An 18,267-nucleotide genomic window follows, 5' to 3' on the forward strand; every position below is an offset into this window, starting at 1 on the left:
GGTCATTATGAAAGAGAATACAAATCAAGAAATCAAAACAACGGATAATGGTATTGATGATATTTCAATAGAAAGGGCAAAAAATGCAAAAGAGACTACCAGAAGGCTGATAAAGCATTTATCAAAGCAAAAATTTAAGTTCTTGGCGATCTTAATTTCAGTGCTGCTCAGTTCTTCCCTTACCATTGCGGCGCCCTTGGTCATGGGAAAAGCTATAGATCAGCTGTATAAGGTAACTAAAGAATCTATTAAATATGGGACAAAATTCAACGTGAGTATCAGTGGAATAACAGAAACCATTGGTATTTTACTGATAATTTACCTTTTAACTTCACTATTTAAATACTTCGAGCAATATATGATGTCAGGGATAGCACAAAATCTTACCTTAAGCCTGCGTAAGAATTTAAGCTATAAACTCAATCATTTGCCTTTAAAATATTATGATTCCCACAAAAAAGGGGATATATTAAGTCGTGCCACCAACGACCTAGAAAGAATTTCTGATAGCCTGCAGGAAGGGCTTATGCAGCTTATTACCTCCGTGGTCACTATCACCATCGCCATAATTATTATGGTGGCAATCAATCCCATTATTACATTAATTGCCATGATGATGCTTGGCGTGTCCATGGTTTTAACAACGAGAATTTCCCATAAGATAGAAGGCTATTTTGCAGATAACCAGAGGATTCTTGGTGAATTAAACAGCTCCATTGAAGAAACATTTACAGGGCAGCTTATTATCAAGGCCTTCAGCAGAGAAAAGGAGTCCTTGGAAGCCTTTAGAAACATGAATGAGAAGCTGTATGATGCAAATAGAAAAGCACAGTTTTATACTTACTCCATTGCTCCTCTTATCAGGATTATAGAAAAAATTGGCTATGTTATCATTGCCGTTGTCAGTGGTATTTTCGCTGTGCAGGGGACTATGACCTTAGGAAGTATTCAGGCATTTCTTCAATATGTAAACATGTGCTCTGAACCAATGACAGAAATCTCATATATTTTAAATATGCTTCAATCCGCTGTAGCAGCTTCAGAGCGTGTTTTTGAAATAATGGATGAGATAGAGGAAACTCCAGATATACCAAATACTAAGTATATTGAAGATCCTAAAGGAAAAGTCGTATTTGAACACGTGAAATTTGGCTATAGCAATGACGCTATTCTTATGAAGGATATTAATATCAACTTAAAGGCCGGAGATAAGATTGCTATTGTAGGACCTACAGGAGCAGGAAAAACAACCCTTGTGAATTTGCTTATGAGGTTTTATGAAATTCAAGGGGGAAGGATTACCATTGATGGCGTAGATATTAAGGAGATGAGCCGCAGTTCATTAAGAACTATGTTTGGAATGGTATTGCAGGACACCTGGCTTTTTCACGGAAGCATAAAGGATAATATTAGCTATGGCTGTCCATATGCTAGTTTTGAGGAGGTAGTTCTTGCTGCGAAAGCGGCTCGTGCTGATCATTTTATCCGAACATTGCCCCAGGGTTACGAAACAATTTTAGACGAGGATGGATCCAATGTGTCTCAGGGACAAAAACAGCTTCTTACCATAGCAAGAGCTATACTTGCTAATCCATTCATTCTTATTCTAGATGAAGCCACCTCCAGCATAGACACAAGAACAGAAGTAGAAATTCAAAAAGCAATGGAGAATCTTATGAAAGGTAGAACTAGCTTTGTGATTGCTCATAGACTGTCTACTATTCGTGATGCAGATTTAATTTTAGTAATGCAAAAGGGAACGATTATTGAGCAAGGAAAACATCAAGAGCTCATTGATAAAAAAGGATTTTATGAAGAGCTTTATAACAGTCAGTTTGCAAGTAAAGCAGCAAAACAGTTATTTTAATATAGAATAAAGGAGTTTATAAAAGCTTTGTAGAAATATATTCCTGTAGCATTATCTTTATAGGAGATGCTACAGGGATTTTTTATGTTCATTTATAGGCGGATGTGAAAAATATAGGTGTTCTTTTTCACGGGCCGCTCGTGGGGCTCCACGAGCGGTGTAGGGAAACCTATAGAACACCTTTTTTCACATCCTCCTATAGATGATATATTAATATCAGATGAAACTTTATTTAAAGAACATAAAATTTATAAATATGATAAATAATAAAAATGAGTGTTTTAAAAAATACATTCACTAAGGCATCGTAAAAAAATGACTAGTTATTTTTTGGAGATGCCTAATAAATGCAAGGAGAGAAATGACATGAAAGCTATAATATTAGCCGCAGGCTATGCTACAAGACTTTATCCTCTCACAGAGGTTACTGCAAAACCACTGCTTAAGGTTGGAGAGAAGACTCTTTTAGATTATGTTTATGATGAAATAGAGGAAATTGAGGCTGTAGACCAAGTATATATAATTTCAAATCATAAGTTTTATCATCAGTTTGAGAATTGGAAGGAAATGAAAGGAGCAAGAAAGCCTATAACTATAATTGATGATGGCACCAATAATGTGGATGAGAGATTAGGAGCCATAGGGGATATAAAGCTAGTAATAGACAAGGAAAATATAGAGGATGAGCTCTTAATAACTGCAGGGGATATACTATTTGATTTTAAATTAAAGGATTTCTATGACCACTATATGATCCATAAAAAAGATTGCATATGTGTGGAAGAAATTGAAGACATGAATATGCTGAGAAGAATGGGAGTAGCTTTATTAGATGAAAAAGATAAAGTCATAGACTTTGAGGAAAAGCCGCAAAATCCTAAATCTAACATAGGGGTTACCGCCTTCTACATATATAATAAGGCTACCATAGAATTCATTGATGAGTACTTAAAACAAGGAGGCAATCCAGATGCTCCAGGGCACTTTGTGGCTTGGCTTCATAAGAAGATTGATGTATATGGTTATAGGTTTAAGGGACAGTGCTATGATATAGGTACTCATGAGTCTTATGCCATGGCTCAACAGATATTTAAGAAAAATTAAATAACTATTAATGATAATTTAAGGTAATTTTAAGGAAAAAAAACTCCTTTTTGGTGTATTATTTATATTACAAAACATATTATTTAATGTTATAATATATAAAATAATACACGGGAGTAGAGGTATATGAGAAAAAATAGAGATGTAAGAAATTTAAGAGATAACAGATCTGTAAAAGATGTAAGAGATATCAGAGATGTGTATATTTTACTTACTCATACAGGAACCATTCCTTCAAGAATAATAAAAGCCTATACTAGGGAACCTTTTTCTCATGTTTCTATAAGCTTTCGAGAGGATTTAACAGAGCTTTATAGTTTCGGCAGAAAGAGAATAAACAATCCTTTAATAGGCGGGTTTGTCTGTGAGGATATAAATAAAGGATTATATTTAAAGTTTATAAATACCCATTGTGCATTGTACAAGCTAAGAATTAGCGAAGAGCAATATATAAATCTTAAAAATTCCATAGATCAATTTAAAGATATAGCTCATAATTATAGATATAATATGCTAGGGTTATTGGCTGTGGCTTTTAACATACCACTTTCAAGAAATAATGCTTATTTTTGTTCACAGTTTGCAGCGGAGATGCTTAAAAGAGGAGGCATAAGGCTCTTTGAAAAGCCTTCATCTTTGGTTAAACCTTCAGATTTCAGGCTTTTGGACAACTTAGAGCTTATATACGAAGGAAAGCTTAAAGATTATAATAAAATTAATAAATTCCATATATTTAATAGTAATATTGGAGCAATGGAAATGGAAAGCACATTCAACTAAAGCTTGAATGTGCTTTAATCAATAGATAAACATTACGTAAACTTAACTTATACATGTTCCAAAATGGCATCTTCAAGCCATTATGGTGCATGTATAAGTTAATAGTTGAAGTTGTTTATCTAAATAATCTTAAATGCAATTTACTTAATATTCAAATAATGTTAATGCTTTCAGTGTTGAAACTAAGCTCAATTTGGTGTATAATAATGGTAATTTTGTAGTAAAAATATATTGGAGGGGTGATTTTATGTATAGCATAGAATTTGATGAATTAAAGTGGATTAATACTTATCTAGAGCCAGAGTATCTACTTAACAAAAATGATTTAGAGCACCTTAAAACCTTTGCCTTTATGTGGGATATGTTTGAAGCTAAAGCTTGTGACGGGGTAGCCAATGCCCAAGCTATAGCAAACTTTATAGAAGAGAAGTTAAAGGTGAGTAAGGAAAATACGGCCTCCAGTGTTATAGATGCTTATTATAGTCATTTTAACAAAAGATATATAGAAAATGGAAAACCTAATGCCATCTTTGAAAGAATGACCATGAATGTTACAGAAACCTTTAAATTAGATGAAAAAGAAGTATGCGTAAAGGAGTATATCCAAAATACTTTATTAAGCAGCAAAACTACAGAGAGAGATAGATTTTTAGCTACACTGCTTATAATTTATAGATTGAGAAGCAATTTCTTCTTAAGAAGTAAGAATGTTATAAAGGTAAATCAACAATATAAGAATTTCTCTTTAGGAAACCAAATAATAGCATTGGTTTTAAATATGTATAAAGGAAAATAAAAGTAGTGGTGCAAGCCACTTCTTTTATTTTTCTCAATTGTGAATTGTGTGCATTGTAAAAAATTCATACTGTGTTTACAAAAATTTGAAGGGATTTTTATATAAAAAAAAGAATTTATATAGGGAAGATTTTTGATGGGAGTGTTTGCGGTGCAGATAAAAAAATCTAAATATTTAGTGGTTATATCCTTAGATGCCTTAAATGCCAAGGATTTAGACATAATAAAAGGGCTTCCTAATTTTAAGAGCTATTTTGAAAAAGCCTCCTATGCTAAAAGAGTGAGGAGTATATATCCTTCTCTGACCTATCCCTGCCATGTTAGTATTGTTACTGGGGTTTATCCTGATAAGCACGGTGTTTATTCTAATGAATTCAATCAACCAGGGGTTCATGAGCAGGAGTGGTTTTGGTATAGTAGCTATATAAAGGTTCCTACTTTATATGATTTGGCTAAGAAGAGTCAGATGAGAGTAGGAGCGTTATTTTGGCCTGTAATGGGAAAAGCCAATATAGATTATAATATAACGGAAATCTTCCCCACTAAGAAAAGAGAGGGTTTGATATTAAAGGTACTAAAAGCATCTACTCCAATCTTTGCCCTAGACTCCTTTTTTAGATATGGAAAGCTGCTTAACGGCAAAAAGCAGCCTAATTTAGATAATTTTACAGCTAAGACCGCAGAGTATCTAATCAAAAGAAAGAAACCTAATTTATCACTTATACATTTAACTGATTTAGATAGTTTTAGACATATGTATGGAACCTTCTCAAAAGAATCAGAAAAAGCCCTGCTAAGAGCGGATGAAAGAATAGGAGAAATAGTAAAGTCTGCTAGGGAAGCAGGTATATATGAGGATACCACCTTTGTAATTTTAGGGGACCATGGCTTCTTAGATGTTAAATATAGAATAAATTTAAATACTGCCTTTAGAAAAGAAGGGCTCCTTGAAGTAGATGAGCATGGGAATTTATTAAGCTGGCAAGCCTACTGCAACTACTGTGATGGTTCCGCTCAAATATATTTAAAGAATAGAGAGGATAAGGCATTAAAAAAGAAGGTATGCAGTATATTGAAAGCTTTTGCTCAGGACGAGAGTAATGGCATAGAGAAAATATATACAAGAGAAGAATTTTTAAAGAAAAGAATAGATGGTCCTTTTGATTTCATGGTAGAAGCCAAGGAAGGCTACTATTTTTCAAAGGATTGGGATAAAGAAGAGTTGGTTACATTGATTGATGCCAAGGATTTGACCAAGTCTGAGGGAGAGAGGCATGTAGCTACTCATGGCTATGACCCTATGAAGCTAAATTATAATACCTTTTTCATGGCCTTCGGCGCCAGCATTAAAGAAGGGGTAGTGTTAGAGGAAATAAACCTTGTAGATATAGGGCCTACCTTAGGCAAAATATTAGGCATTAACATGCAGAATACAGATGGACGAGTTATTAAAGATATCTTAAAATAATAGATGATTTTAAGTGTAATAAAATATATGTATTAATATTTGGTGGAATTGAAGTGTGGCAGCGGATTTATATCAGAAGGAGAGATTATTATAGTGAATATTTATGTTGCATTGTTACGAGGTATTAATGTAGGTGGAAAGAACATAATTAAGATGGCTGATTTGAAACGAGTACTTGAAGCAATGGGATTTTGTGAAGTGAAAACATATATTCAAAGTGGAAATGTACTATTTAAATCAAATGAAGAGGAAGAGGTATTACGAAAAAGAATTGAGGAGGAAATTAAGGCTGCTTTTGGAGTTTCCACTGTAGTTATTTTGAGAACTGCTGAGGAATTAGAAAGGATTATTCATAATTGTCCATTTTCAAAGGAGGCAGTATTAGAAGCTGAAGCTTCTTCTAAAGGGGAAAGTCTATATGTTTCTCTTTTGACTAATAGCCCTTCACCAGAGAAAATTCAAGTTTTAGATGCTTACAGTGATGAAAATAATGAATATAGAGCCCAAGGACGAGATATCTTTCTTTTATTCCATAATAGCATTCGAAACTCTAAGTTAGCCAACAACCTTCAAAGGGTAGATGTTCCCGGAACTGTGCGCAATTGGAAAACTATAAATAAGCTTGCTACGCTATCAAAAGATATGAAGGTATGATTTTGGATAAAGAAATGATCAAAGAATAGCATAAGAGCTTAGAGATAGACATGAGAAGTAATTTTTATAAGCTATGCATTTACAAAGGAGGAATATATGGAAATAATTAAATTTTTGCAGCAATTTTCTAACCCTTTTCTAGACAACCTTTCTCAAGGGATAACTATAATAGGAGAGGAAACATTTTTTGTAGTCGTACTATCCATAATATTTTGGTGTTTAAATAAAAAGTTTGGATATAAGCTAGGCTTCGCTCTATTTATAAGTACTACTTTAAACGGAGCTGTTAAATGTAGCATTAAAGCTTTAAGACCCTTTGAAACTCAAGCTGAGGGTATATTTTCTTTAAGAGTTAATACTGCTACAGGCTATTCGTTCCCAAGTGGACATACCCAAGGGGTTACCACCTTCTTTACCTCTATGATGGTAAAGTTTAAGAAAGCTTGGATATATATCTTGGCAAGCATAATAATAATGCTAGTGGCCGCTTCTAGGCTTTATCTAGGAGTTCACTGGCCTAGAGACGTAATAGCTGGCATTGTTTTTGGAGTAATCAGTGTGTTCATAAGCAATTTTATATTTGAGCATGTTGAGAAAAGTGGCAATAGATTAGCATTCTTATGGATTATGTTACCGGCTATAGCAGGGCTGTTTTTAATCAAAGATGTTAATTACTCTAAAATAGCTGATTATACAAAGTCTGTGGCTGTGATGCTGGGCTTTTATGGAGGATACCTGGTAGAAAGCAAATATATAAACTTTAATGTCCAAGGAGCACTATGGATGCATGCCATAAAGCTTATCTTAGGCATAGGTGTAATTGTTATAATAAAGGTTTTTGTCAAGGAGATACTTCCAATTTCTCAGATAAGCGATGTGTTTCGCTATGCTATTATAGGCTTTTGGGCTACTGCTGGAGCTCCTTACCTGTTTATTAAATTGAAGCTTGCTAACAGACTTCAGTCATCTTCTAGAAATATAGGAGTGGATTTATAGAGTTACCATTGGATATAATAAAAGTAAGTTCAGAAAAGAAAGAAGGTGCATTAAATGAAGAAAAGTATACAAATAGGAGCATCTGACTTCAAAGAATTAATAGAAGGAAATCATTATTTTGTAGATAAAAGCTTATTAATAAAGGAATTCTTAGAAAATGGAGCTAAAATAATTTTAACTTCTAGGCCAAGAAGATTTGGTAAAACATTAAATTTAAGTATGCTTAAATATTTCTTTGACATAAGGACTAAAGAAGAAACTAAAGAATTATTTAATGGGCTAAAAATAGAAAATGAAAAAGGATTAATGAAGCTTCAGGGAGAGTACCCAGTTATTTTTCTTACTTTTAAAAATCAAAAGTATTTAACCTATGAGGATTTTAAAGAGGGGATTAAACTATTACTGTCAAACCTATATAAGGATCATGAGTACTTATTACATAGTGATAAGTTATCGGAATTTGATAAAAAAGACTTTAAAGAGATAGTTTCAAGAAGTGCATCTATAGCTCTTTTATCAGAGGGGATAAGCAATCTTATGAGATATATAAATAAGCATTATGAAAAAAAAGTAATGCTATTTATAGATGAATATGATGTGCCAATTCAAGAAGGCTATATCCGTGGGTATTATGATGAAATGATGTCTCTAATAAGGAATCTGTTAACCTCAGCTTTAAAGGATAATATATATTTAGAGAAATCAATGATCACAGGAATACTTAGAGTAGCAAAGGAAAGTATCTTCTCAGGACTTAATAATCTAGAGGTGAATACTATTTTAGGATATGATTTTAATGATAAATTTGGCTTTATAGAAGATGAGATTGAACAATTATTGAAGTACTATAATGCAGAGGGGGATTTGGGAAATATTAGAGATTGGTATAATGGATATATCTTTGGCGGGAAAATAATATATAATCCTTGGTCAGTTCTAAATTATTTGAAAAAGAGAAAGGAAGGTTTTATACCTTACTGGATTAATAGCAGTAGCAATGATTTAATCAAAGGATTATTAATTAAAGGTGATAATAATATAAAAATTGAACTAGAAGAGCTCATAGAAGGAAATTCTATAAATAAAGTAATTGATGATAGCATAGTAATGGCAGAGGTGGAAGATTCTAATGAAAATATTTGGAGTTTTTTAACCTTAAGTGGATATTTAAAACCGGTAACCATGGAAAATATAAGAGGGAAATTACACTGTGAACTTAAAATTCCTAATGAAGAAGTTCATATATTTTATGAAAATTTAATTCAAAGATGGTTTCAAGAATCCATGACAAATCAAAGATATGAATTAATGCTAAGTGCCCTAATAAATGGAGATATAGAAATTTTTCAAGGATTATTCAAAGAGTTTGTACTAAACAATTTAAGTTATTTTGATTTATCAGGGAAAGAACCAGAAAGAGTTTACCACGCCTTTGTCCTTGGAATGCTTGTTTCACTTTCTGAAGATTATGAAGTTAAATCTAATAAAGAAAGCGGATATGGAAGATATGATGTTATGATAATTCCAAAAGATACTTCTAAATTGGGCATTATTATTGAATTTAAGAAAATTGATTACTTCTTAAATTATACTATAGAAGAGGCTACTAATGCTGCATTAAAGCAAATAGAAGACAAGAAATATGAGGCAGAATTATTGGAAAGAGGAATAAGCAATCTAATAAAGCTCGCCATTGTATTTAAAGGGAAAGAAATTAGAGTTACCGAGGCAAAAAGTTCATAGCAGCAGTATTGACAGCATATTTTGCTGTCTTTTTTTACGGATAATTATGGACAACCACCCATTAGAATCATAATGAAAAGAGAGCTAAATATACCTTATAATTACCATATACTTTCCAAAAAAGGGGGAATAATAAGGTATGAAAAAAAACTTTTCAAAATTAGCATTTATACTGGCTATCACTATGTTTTCCACCATAGTACCAGTGAGTGCTACAGGGCTTACTGGTCCGCCAAATGAAAAAGGCAGCAAGGAACAAAGCCAAAAGCTTAACAGTAAGGCAAAAATACTAAAGGAAGTGGTGGAAAAAAGGGAGGAGAATGTAAAGCATTTCTTAATGTCTGATGGCACCTACCAAGCAGTTATGTACAAAGGTCCAGTGCATTATTCCAAGAATGGCAAATGGGAGGATATAGATAACTCTTTAACGGAAAAACAGGACACTGAAGATGTTAACGAATCTAAGGAGGAGTTATTAAGAGAAAGCACCAGCTTTAGTATTAAGGAAGAGACAAATGATCAAGCCATAATAGAAGAGTCTCAGCTTAATACTCTACAAGCTAGCAAAAAAGCTGTAGACAAAAATATATATGAAAACAATAATAGTGAGTTTAATGTAAAGTTTGCCAAGAATTTAAATGCAGACAAGCTGGTTTCCATCAAGAAGGATGGCTACGAAATATCTTGGAACATTAAAGCTAATAAGGAAGCAATTATAAACAGCAAGAAAAATTCCGAGAAGGATTTAGAGTCTTTACTAAAAGGAATAAACCCTGAAAATACCGAGGAAATAGATAAGCTTAAAAAAACATCACTGCCCAACCTATCTTCTTCTGTAGAGTATAAGGATGTTTATGGCAATATAGACATTAACTATACTTTAATCTCTAATGAATTAAAGGAAAACATAGTATTAAAGACACCTCAGGATAATGTAAAGTTTACCTTTAATCTAAACCTAAAGAAATTAATCCCAAAGCTTAGCAAGGAAAATGAGATCATATTTTATGATGCAAAGGATAATAAAGAAGTATTTAGAATGGAAGCTCCTTATATGTATGATGCTAATGGAGCAGAAAGCAGCAATATAAAAATAGAGTTAACTCAAAAAGGAAATGGATATATTTTAGCCATAACACCAGAGGAAAGCTGGCTTAAAGCTAGTGAAAGAAAATATCCCATAACCATAGATCCACCTATAAAAAGCTCCTTAGCTCAGCAGGATATTAAGGAGACCTTTGTGGCTTATGGAGACCTAAGTGATAAAAGCAATAATATGTTTTTAAGAGTGGGTAACGATCCAGGAATAAATACTACCAGATCTTTTATAAGATTTGTCAATCTGCCTAAGCTATCCCCAGGAGATATGGTGATAAATGCGGTATTATGGCTGGCTAAGGAAAGCAGTGAAAGCGGCACAGATGGCCAGGTAGATGTACATAAAGTAACCAGTGACTGGAATGCTTATGGCTTAAACTGGAATAATAAGCCTAGCTACAATTATAAAATAGAAGATTATCAAAGATCCTCTGCACCAAATAACCCATGGTATTATTGGGATATAACCTCAGCAGCTAGAGATTGGTACAATGGAGGAAATAACTATGGACTAATGCTTAAGAGACATGATGAAGCCTCAGGACATACCACCTATTGGTCCTCAGATGTCAGTGATACTTACTCCTATGTACGCCCTGTAGTGGAATTTTTCTATGTGAGCAATTCTGGTCTTGAAAATTATTGGACATACCATTCTCAAAGCATAGGAAGAGCTGGAACCAGCTATGTGAATGATTATAACGGAAATCTTATTTTAGCCCATGAAGATATAGCTATGACAGGCAACAAACTTCCTATAAACATAAAGCACATATATAACAGCAATGATTTTGAAAGCAATATAGGCTATGGCAAGGGTTGGAGATTAAACCTAAGCCAGACCATAAATTATCATGGAAAGATAAATGATATAGATTATTATAGGTATATTGACGAGGATGGTACAAGACACTACTTTAGGTGGGATGCCGCTTTAGGCAAATACAAGGAAGAGTCTGGTATAGATCTTACCATGACCATAGGAAGCACCGCTTCAGAAAAATATAAGATAGAGGATAAGGATAAGAATCAGCTTATATTTAATGACACTGGAGCCTTAGTGCAGATAGTAGATAAGAATCAAAATAGGATAACACTGACTTATAGCGGAGGATTACTAACTACAGTAAAAGATCCTTCCCAAAGAGCAGTAACACTAGAATACACTAGTGGAATCCTTACAGCTATTTATGACCAAGGAGAAAAACGCCTAACCTATGGTTATGGAGGTAATAATCAGCTTTGGAATATAACCTACGCAGATAATAATAAGTCTACCTATAACTATGATGCCAGCGGCTACATGCTAGGAGCTGCCAATATAGATGGGTATAAAATAGGTTATGGTTATATGGGTAATGGTTCCGTATACAGAGTAAACAGAATATGGGAGCAGCTATCCGATGGCAGCTATGGTGCGGATTTATCCATAGCCTATGGCTTTAACCAAAGCACCTTTATAGATGAGGTTAAAAAAGCTAAAGGAAATACTAACTACAAAAATGTATACCAGTTTAATTACTCTGGAAACACCATATCCATAAAGGATGAGGAAGATAGAGCAGAATATTATAAATATATAGAGGATGAAAAGAACACAAGTAACACCAATAATAAACTATCCTTAAACTCTAAGCTGCAAACTACGGTATCAAACTATCTTCTAAATCATAACTTTGAAACCAATGAGCACTGGATACCTCAGGACTGGGGAGGAAATACTGGTACTCAAGGCTACACTTTAGAAGAAAAATATCTAGGCAGTCAAAGCATCAAAATAAACAACACAAACAATATTGGAGGAAGAAACTACTATCAGCAGTTCACTGTAGATAAAGGTAAGGATTATACCTTCTCTTCCTACGTAAAAATATCTGATATAGAAACCAATGGGCCTAACACAGGAGCAGCCCTTATTGTGGCTTATGTAGACAAAAATTATAACTGGCAGGTGCTTCAAGCTAAGTATATAAGCGAGGTTACGGACTGGAGAAGGGAAGAGATAAGTTTTAAGGTGCCTAGTGATGCAGCTACTAATGATGTATATGCATATTTATGTCTAAATGCCTCTAAAGGAACTGTATATTATGACAATGCTCAGTTTGAAAAAGCTGCTAGCGCTAATAGATATAATCTCATAGAAAATGGAGACTTTAACTATGGAAGGTTTAACTACTGGAATAGGAATAATCAGTTAGAGGGTAGTGACAACCTTGCTACTGCCAGCAATACTCCTTTAGTACTAAACAATAATACCTTCAAGATGGTGGGACAAGGTAATAAGCAAAAAGCTATATACCAAACCATAAAGCAGGGAGGAAAAGCAGGAGATACCTATATTATGTCAGGCTGGGCAAAGGCTGACTCTATACCTACTAAGGGAGGAGTAAACTTTGGCTTATCCTTAGGTTTTAAAATGGCTAATGGGGATTATGAATGGTATGGAGGAGCATACTTTAATGAGGATTCCAATGAGTGGCAGTATACCTCTAATGTTATAGTAGCAAAAAAGGATTATGTGGAGCTAGTATACTATGTGATGTACTATAATAATGCTAACGATGCTTATTTTGATGGGCTTCAGCTTTATAAGGAGGAGTATGGAAACAGCTACACCTATGATGATAAAGGTAACGTGGTATCCACAGAGGACCTATCGAAGCAGAAAGCTAAAGCAGAATATGATAGCAACAATCAGCTGACAAAATCCATAGATCCAAAGGGCAGTTCTTTTGGATACACCTATGATGATAAAAACAATGTGAAGACTGCTACCTCAGCAGAAAATGTGGTGTACTCCTTTAGCTATGATGAAGCAGGAAATCCGCTGACCGCTAAAGTAGGCAACGATACCCTATTTATAGATTCTTCTGCCACCTATACAACTACCGGTAATTATATTAAAACTATGACAGATGCCTCCGGCAACACCGTAGAATACAACTATAATGAGCAAAAAGGCACCTTAGGAACAGTTAAAGATGCCAAAGGCAGCTATACACAATACGGCTATGGCACCATGAAAGAGCTGCTGCAGGTTACTAAATCTACAATTATAGGTCTGACATCCACTCAAACTGCCCGAAATAGCTATACCTATGAAAATGACAGAATAAAAACCATAGCTCATAATACCTCTGATAAACCTGAGGGCGATGTTAAATATACCTTTAATTATGACCTAGCAGGAAACAATAAAGAGGTATTAGTGGGAAGTAAAAAGCTAATAACTAACGAGTTTGAACCTAAAACAGGAAAGCTTCTATCCTCAACCTATGGTAATGGACAAAAGGTCAGCAGCATCTATGATGCCTTAGACAGGGTTACTGAAAAGAAGTATAATGAAGTGACAAAATTTACCTATTCCTACGACTCTAAAGGAAATATAAATAAGCATAACGATTTAGTAAATGGTGTAGAATACAGCTATAAATATGATTTCCTAGAGAGAGTAAGGGAGATAATAGACTCCAAGGGCAATAAGACAAATTATGGCTATGACATAAATAACAATCTAAATGTACTAAAGCAAAATTTAAACAATACTAACTATGTCACCAGATACAGCTATGACAAAGATAATAGACCTTTAAATACGATGTATAACAGAACCAATAATGAGCTTGAAAATAGTCTTATAGCCCATTATACCTTTGACAACAATGACGCATCAGACTCCAGCGGCAATGATAACACCGGTGTGATTAATGGAGATGCTATCTTTGTGCCTAGTCCTAAAGGAAAAGCTATAAAGCTGGATGGATTAGGTCAATGGATAGAGCTAAATAACCTAAATGTTCCAGAAAGCTTCACCATAAGCATGCTGATAAAACCAGAAAGCAAGGAAGCTCAAGCCTTTATAGGTAAAAACACCAATGATGGAGGCAACCAATTCTACTTTGGCTACTGGAATGGCGGCTACGATGTAACCATAAAGGATAAAGACTATTATGAAGGATCAGCCACAGTAAATGTATATCAGCACCTGGTGGTGGTAGTAAGGAAGATAGATAATAGCAAATCAGAGGTAAAGGTATTTAGAGATGGTACATTGCTTTGGAAACAAGAGATAGGTGCAGTATTTAACGATACCCAAGGCAGAAAATGGCTTATAGGTCAAGAATGGGATGGCGCTAGCCCCTCAGATCTATTTAAGGGAGAGATAGATGAAATTTCCATCTTCAAAGGAGCACTTACAGATGCCACAGTACCTAGTTTAAAGGATACACCCATGATGAGTGTTCTAAATAGCTATGATACCTTAGGCAGACTTCAAAATAAAACCATAAACACTACTAAGGCTACCTTTGATACAACCTACCAATATGCCCCAGGAGCTAATGGCTCTGCTACCACAAAGGTATCAGAGGTTAAAAACGGTACTGAAACTGTAAAATATACTTATGACCAAAACGGCAATATCAAAAACGTAACTACCTCCATAAACAATAATGGAACTATAACCAACAAAGCTATAGGTTACCAGTATAATGAGCTCAATGAATTGATGAGAGAAAACAATCAAATATTAAACAAAACCATAACCTATAGCTATGACATAGGAGGAAATATACTATCTAGGTCAGAATATAACTACACAGAAGGAGCCTTAGGCACAGCTACCTCCACCATAAATTACGGCTATGGAGAGGCTAACTGGAAGGATAAATTAACCTCCTATAATGGAGACCCTATAGACTATGACGACATAGGAAACCCAGTAAAATATAAAGATGTTACTTATACTTGGGAATTCGGAAGACAGCTAACAGGAATTAATGGAACAGGCAAAGCTATAGCATATAAATACAACGACTCAGGCATAAGAACAGAGAAAACTGTAAATGGAGCAGTAACAAAATACTATCTTCAAGGAGATAAGGTAACACTAGAAGAAAGCGGAACAGATAAGATATACTATACTTATGATTCAACTGGACACCTTACTTCAATGAACCTAAATGGAGCAGAATATTTCTATTTAAGAAATGCTCAAGGAGATATTATAGGGTTAATAGATGGTGATGGAGTTAGGGTAGTAAGTTATGCTTATGATAGTTGGGGCAAGTTAATCAGCATTAAAGACAAAGATAGCAAGGACGTTACAACTGACACAAATCATGTTGGATATAAGAATCCTTATAGATATAGGGGTTATAGGTATGATAATGAGACTNATAAATAAGCATAACGATTTAGTAAATGGTGTAGAATACAGCTATAAATATGATTTCCTAGAGAGAGTAAGGGAGATAATAGACTCCAAGGGCAATAAGACAAATTATGGCTATGACATAAATAACAATCTAAATGTACTAAAGCAAAATTTAAACAATACTAACTATGTCACCAGATACAGCTATGACAAAGATAATAGACCTTTAAATACGATGTATAACAGAACCAATAATGAGCTTGAAAATAGTCTTATAGCCCATTATACCTTTGACAACAATGACGCATCAGACTCCAGCGGCAATGATAACACCGGTGTGATTAATGGAGATGCTATCTTTGTGCCTAGTCCTAAAGGAAAAGCTATAAAGCTGGATGGATTAGGTCAATGGATAGAGCTAAATAACCTAAATGTTCCAGAAAGCTTCACCATAAGCATGCTGATAAAACCAGAAAGCAAGGAAGCTCAAGCCTTTATAGGTAAAAACACCAATGATGGAGGCAACCAATTCTACTTTGGCTACTGGAATGGCGGCTACGATGTAACCATAAAGGATAAAGACTATTATGAAGGATCAGCCACAGTAAATGTATATCAGCACCTGGTGGTGGTAGTAAGGAAGATAGATAATAGCAAATCAGAGGTAAAGGTATTTAGAGATGGTACATTGCTTTGGAAACAAGAGATAGGTGCAGTATTTAACGATACCCAAGGCAGAAAATGGCTTATAGGTCAAGAATGGGATGGCGCTAGCCCCTCAGATCTATTTAAGGGAGAGATAGATGAAATTTCCATCTTCAAAGGAGCACTTACAGATGCCACAGTACCTAGTTTAAAGGATACACCCATGATGAGTGTTCTAAATAGCTATGATACCTTAGGCAGACTTCAAAATAAAACCATAAACACTACTAAGGCTACCTTTGATACAACCTACCAATATGCCCCAGGAGCTAATGGCTCTGCTACCACAAAGGTATCAGAGGTTAAAAACGGTACTGAAACTGTAAAATATACTTATGACCAAAACGGCAATATCAAAAACGTAACTACCTCCATAAACAATAATGGAACTATAACCAACAAAGCTATAGGTTACCAGTATAATGAGCTCAATGAATTGATGAGAGAAAACAATCAAATATTAAACAAAACCATAACCTATAGCTATGACATAGGAGGAAATATACTATCTAGGTCAGAATATAACTACACAGAAGGAGCCTTAGGCACAGCTACCTCCACCATAAATTACGGCTATGGAGAGGCTAACTGGAAGGATAAATTAACCTCCTATAATGGAGACCCTATAGACTATGACGACATAGGAAACCCAGTAAAATATAAAGATGTTACTTATACTTGGGAATTCGGAAGACAGCTAACAGGAATTAATGGAACAGGCAAAGCTATAGCATATAAATACAACGACTCAGGCATAAGAACAGAGAAAACTGTAAATGGAGCAGTAACAAAATACTATCTTCAAGGAGATAAGGTAACACTAGAAGAAAGCGGAACAGATAAGATATACTATACTTATGATTCAACTGGACACCTTACTTCAATGAACCTAAATGGAGCAGAATATTTCTATTTAAGAAATGCTCAAGGAGATATTATAGGGTTAATAGATGGTGATGGAGTTAGGGTAGTAAGTTATGCTTATGATAGTTGGGGCAAGTTAATCAGCATTAAAGACAAAGATAGCAAGGACGTTACAACTGACACAAATCATGTTGGATATAAGAATCCTTATAGATATAGGGGTTATAGGTATGATAATGAGACTGGATTATACTACTTGCAATCAAGGTATTATAATCCAGAGTGGGGAAGGTTTTTGAATGCGGATGGTATAGGTGGAGAAGTTGGGATATTATTGTCTCACAATATGTTTACATACTGTTTTAATAATCCTGTAAATTTGGAAGACCCTAGTGGGAACTGGCCGACATTAGGCCAAATATTTAAAGCTGCCGCAATTGTAGCAGTTACGGCGGTTGTTGTTACATCAGTTATTTTGGCTGCTCCAGCCGTTGCAGGTGCAGCAGCAATAGCAGCTGGAATGACGTTGGGGGCTGGAACGATAGCCGCAACATCAACGATTGTCTCAGTAGCAGCTATCGGTGTTGGAGTAGGTATAGGAGTCTTTGGAGTTAATCGGGCTGTAGAGGCAGTTACAGGAACTAACTATGTAGCTAAAACCGTATTTCGAGGTAATAAGACCGCTTATAATGTAACAGAAGCAGCATTTAATATTGCGGGAACGGGGATGCTGAGTGTGGCGGCAAATAATACCTATACAAGAACTGAAGCACCTGCAATATTTAAAGGTAATGGTGGTTGGGGTTTTAAGCCAAGTAAGAATATACAAGCTCTGTATTCAAATCCAAATGCAGACGGTGGTCCAGGTGGAACATTTGTTGCGTATAATAATAAGCTAAGTGGAACCAAATGGAGAATAGATTGGGATCCAGCACATGGGATGCATGGGCATTGGGGAGCAGGTAAAGCAGCCTTTACCGCTCATAGAGGTATATGGCCATGGAACTTTGGACAGAGTTTAGATGAATAATATGAGGT

At 34.8% G+C, this 18,267-nt stretch carries 10 protein-coding genes; all 10 read left to right on the forward strand.

The window, feature by feature from the left end; genetic code table 11:
- Nucleotides 1–7: 7 nt before the first annotated feature.
- Nucleotides 8–1,867: an ABC transporter ATP-binding protein gene (locus BN2665_RS05460; protein WP_055666106.1), complete on the forward strand. Its 1,860-nt coding sequence runs from the start codon at nt 8–10 to the stop codon at nt 1,865–1,867.
- A 366-nt stretch (nt 1,868–2,233) separates the two neighbouring features.
- Nucleotides 2,234–2,971, forward strand: a complete 738-nt coding sequence (locus tag BN2665_RS05465; protein WP_055666107.1) for a nucleotidyltransferase family protein — start codon at nt 2,234–2,236, stop codon at nt 2,969–2,971.
- 126 nt (nt 2,972–3,097) lie between these two features.
- Nucleotides 3,098–3,751 (forward strand): hypothetical protein, encoded by a 654-nt coding sequence (locus BN2665_RS05470; RefSeq protein ID WP_207643673.1) that lies wholly within the window; start codon nt 3,098–3,100, stop codon nt 3,749–3,751.
- Between the two features lie 247 nt (nt 3,752–3,998).
- Nucleotides 3,999–4,547: a hypothetical protein gene (locus BN2665_RS05475; protein ID WP_055666108.1), complete on the forward strand. Its 549-nt coding sequence runs from the start codon at nt 3,999–4,001 to the stop codon at nt 4,545–4,547.
- 150 nt (nt 4,548–4,697) lie between these two features.
- Entirely contained in the window at nt 4,698–6,014 is a 1,317-nt protein-coding gene (locus BN2665_RS05480; RefSeq protein WP_195892661.1) for an alkaline phosphatase family protein, read from the forward strand.
- A 93-nt stretch (nt 6,015–6,107) separates the two neighbouring features.
- Nucleotides 6,108–6,668 carry a DUF1697 domain-containing protein gene (locus BN2665_RS05485; protein ID WP_055666380.1) on the forward strand — a complete coding sequence of 187 codons (561 nt, stop codon included), beginning with the start codon at nt 6,108–6,110 and terminating at the stop codon, nt 6,666–6,668.
- Between the two features lie 96 nt (nt 6,669–6,764).
- Nucleotides 6,765–7,664 (forward strand): phosphatase PAP2 family protein, encoded by a 900-nt coding sequence (locus BN2665_RS05490; RefSeq protein WP_055666110.1) that lies wholly within the window; start codon nt 6,765–6,767, stop codon nt 7,662–7,664.
- A 54-nt stretch (nt 7,665–7,718) separates the two neighbouring features.
- A complete protein-coding gene (locus BN2665_RS05495; RefSeq protein WP_055666111.1) occupies nt 7,719–9,407 on the forward strand; it encodes an AAA family ATPase in 1,689 nt (562 codons plus the stop codon).
- A gap of 1,054 nt (nt 9,408–10,461) precedes the next feature.
- Complete coding sequence (locus BN2665_RS05500) at nt 10,462–15,690, forward strand: DNRLRE domain-containing protein (RefSeq protein ID WP_423229848.1); 5,229 nt, start codon at nt 10,462–10,464, stop codon at nt 15,688–15,690.
- Nucleotides 15,691–16,531: 841 nt separating this feature from the next.
- Nucleotides 16,532–18,259 (forward strand): RHS repeat-associated core domain-containing protein, encoded by a 1,728-nt coding sequence (locus BN2665_RS27945; protein ID WP_479723324.1) that lies wholly within the window; start codon nt 16,532–16,534, stop codon nt 18,257–18,259.
- Nucleotides 18,260–18,267: the final 8 nt, after the last annotated feature.

This window comes from Desnuesiella massiliensis, from assembly GCF_001403615.1.
Taxonomy (GTDB): Bacteria; Bacillota; Clostridia; order Clostridiales; family Clostridiaceae; genus Desnuesiella; species Desnuesiella massiliensis.

Excerpts from the sequence above, each read along its gene's own strand:
- BN2665_RS05460 (WP_055666106.1), top strand. The coding sequence starts at position 8 with ATGAAAGAGAATACAAATCAAGAAATCAAAACAACGGATAATGGTATT.
- BN2665_RS05475 (WP_055666108.1), top strand. The coding sequence starts at position 3,999 with ATGTATAGCATAGAATTTGATGAATTAAAGTGGATTAATACTTATCTA.
- BN2665_RS05465 (WP_055666107.1), top strand. The coding sequence starts at position 2,234 with ATGAAAGCTATAATATTAGCCGCAGGCTATGCTACAAGACTTTATCCT.
- BN2665_RS05495 (WP_055666111.1), top strand. The coding sequence starts at position 7,719 with ATGAAGAAAAGTATACAAATAGGAGCATCTGACTTCAAAGAATTAATA.
- BN2665_RS27945 (WP_479723324.1), top strand. The coding sequence starts at position 16,532 with ATGAGTGTTCTAAATAGCTATGATACCTTAGGCAGACTTCAAAATAAA.
- BN2665_RS05470 (WP_207643673.1), top strand. The coding sequence starts at position 3,098 with ATGAGAAAAAATAGAGATGTAAGAAATTTAAGAGATAACAGATCTGTA.
- BN2665_RS05490 (WP_055666110.1), top strand. The coding sequence starts at position 6,765 with ATGGAAATAATTAAATTTTTGCAGCAATTTTCTAACCCTTTTCTAGAC.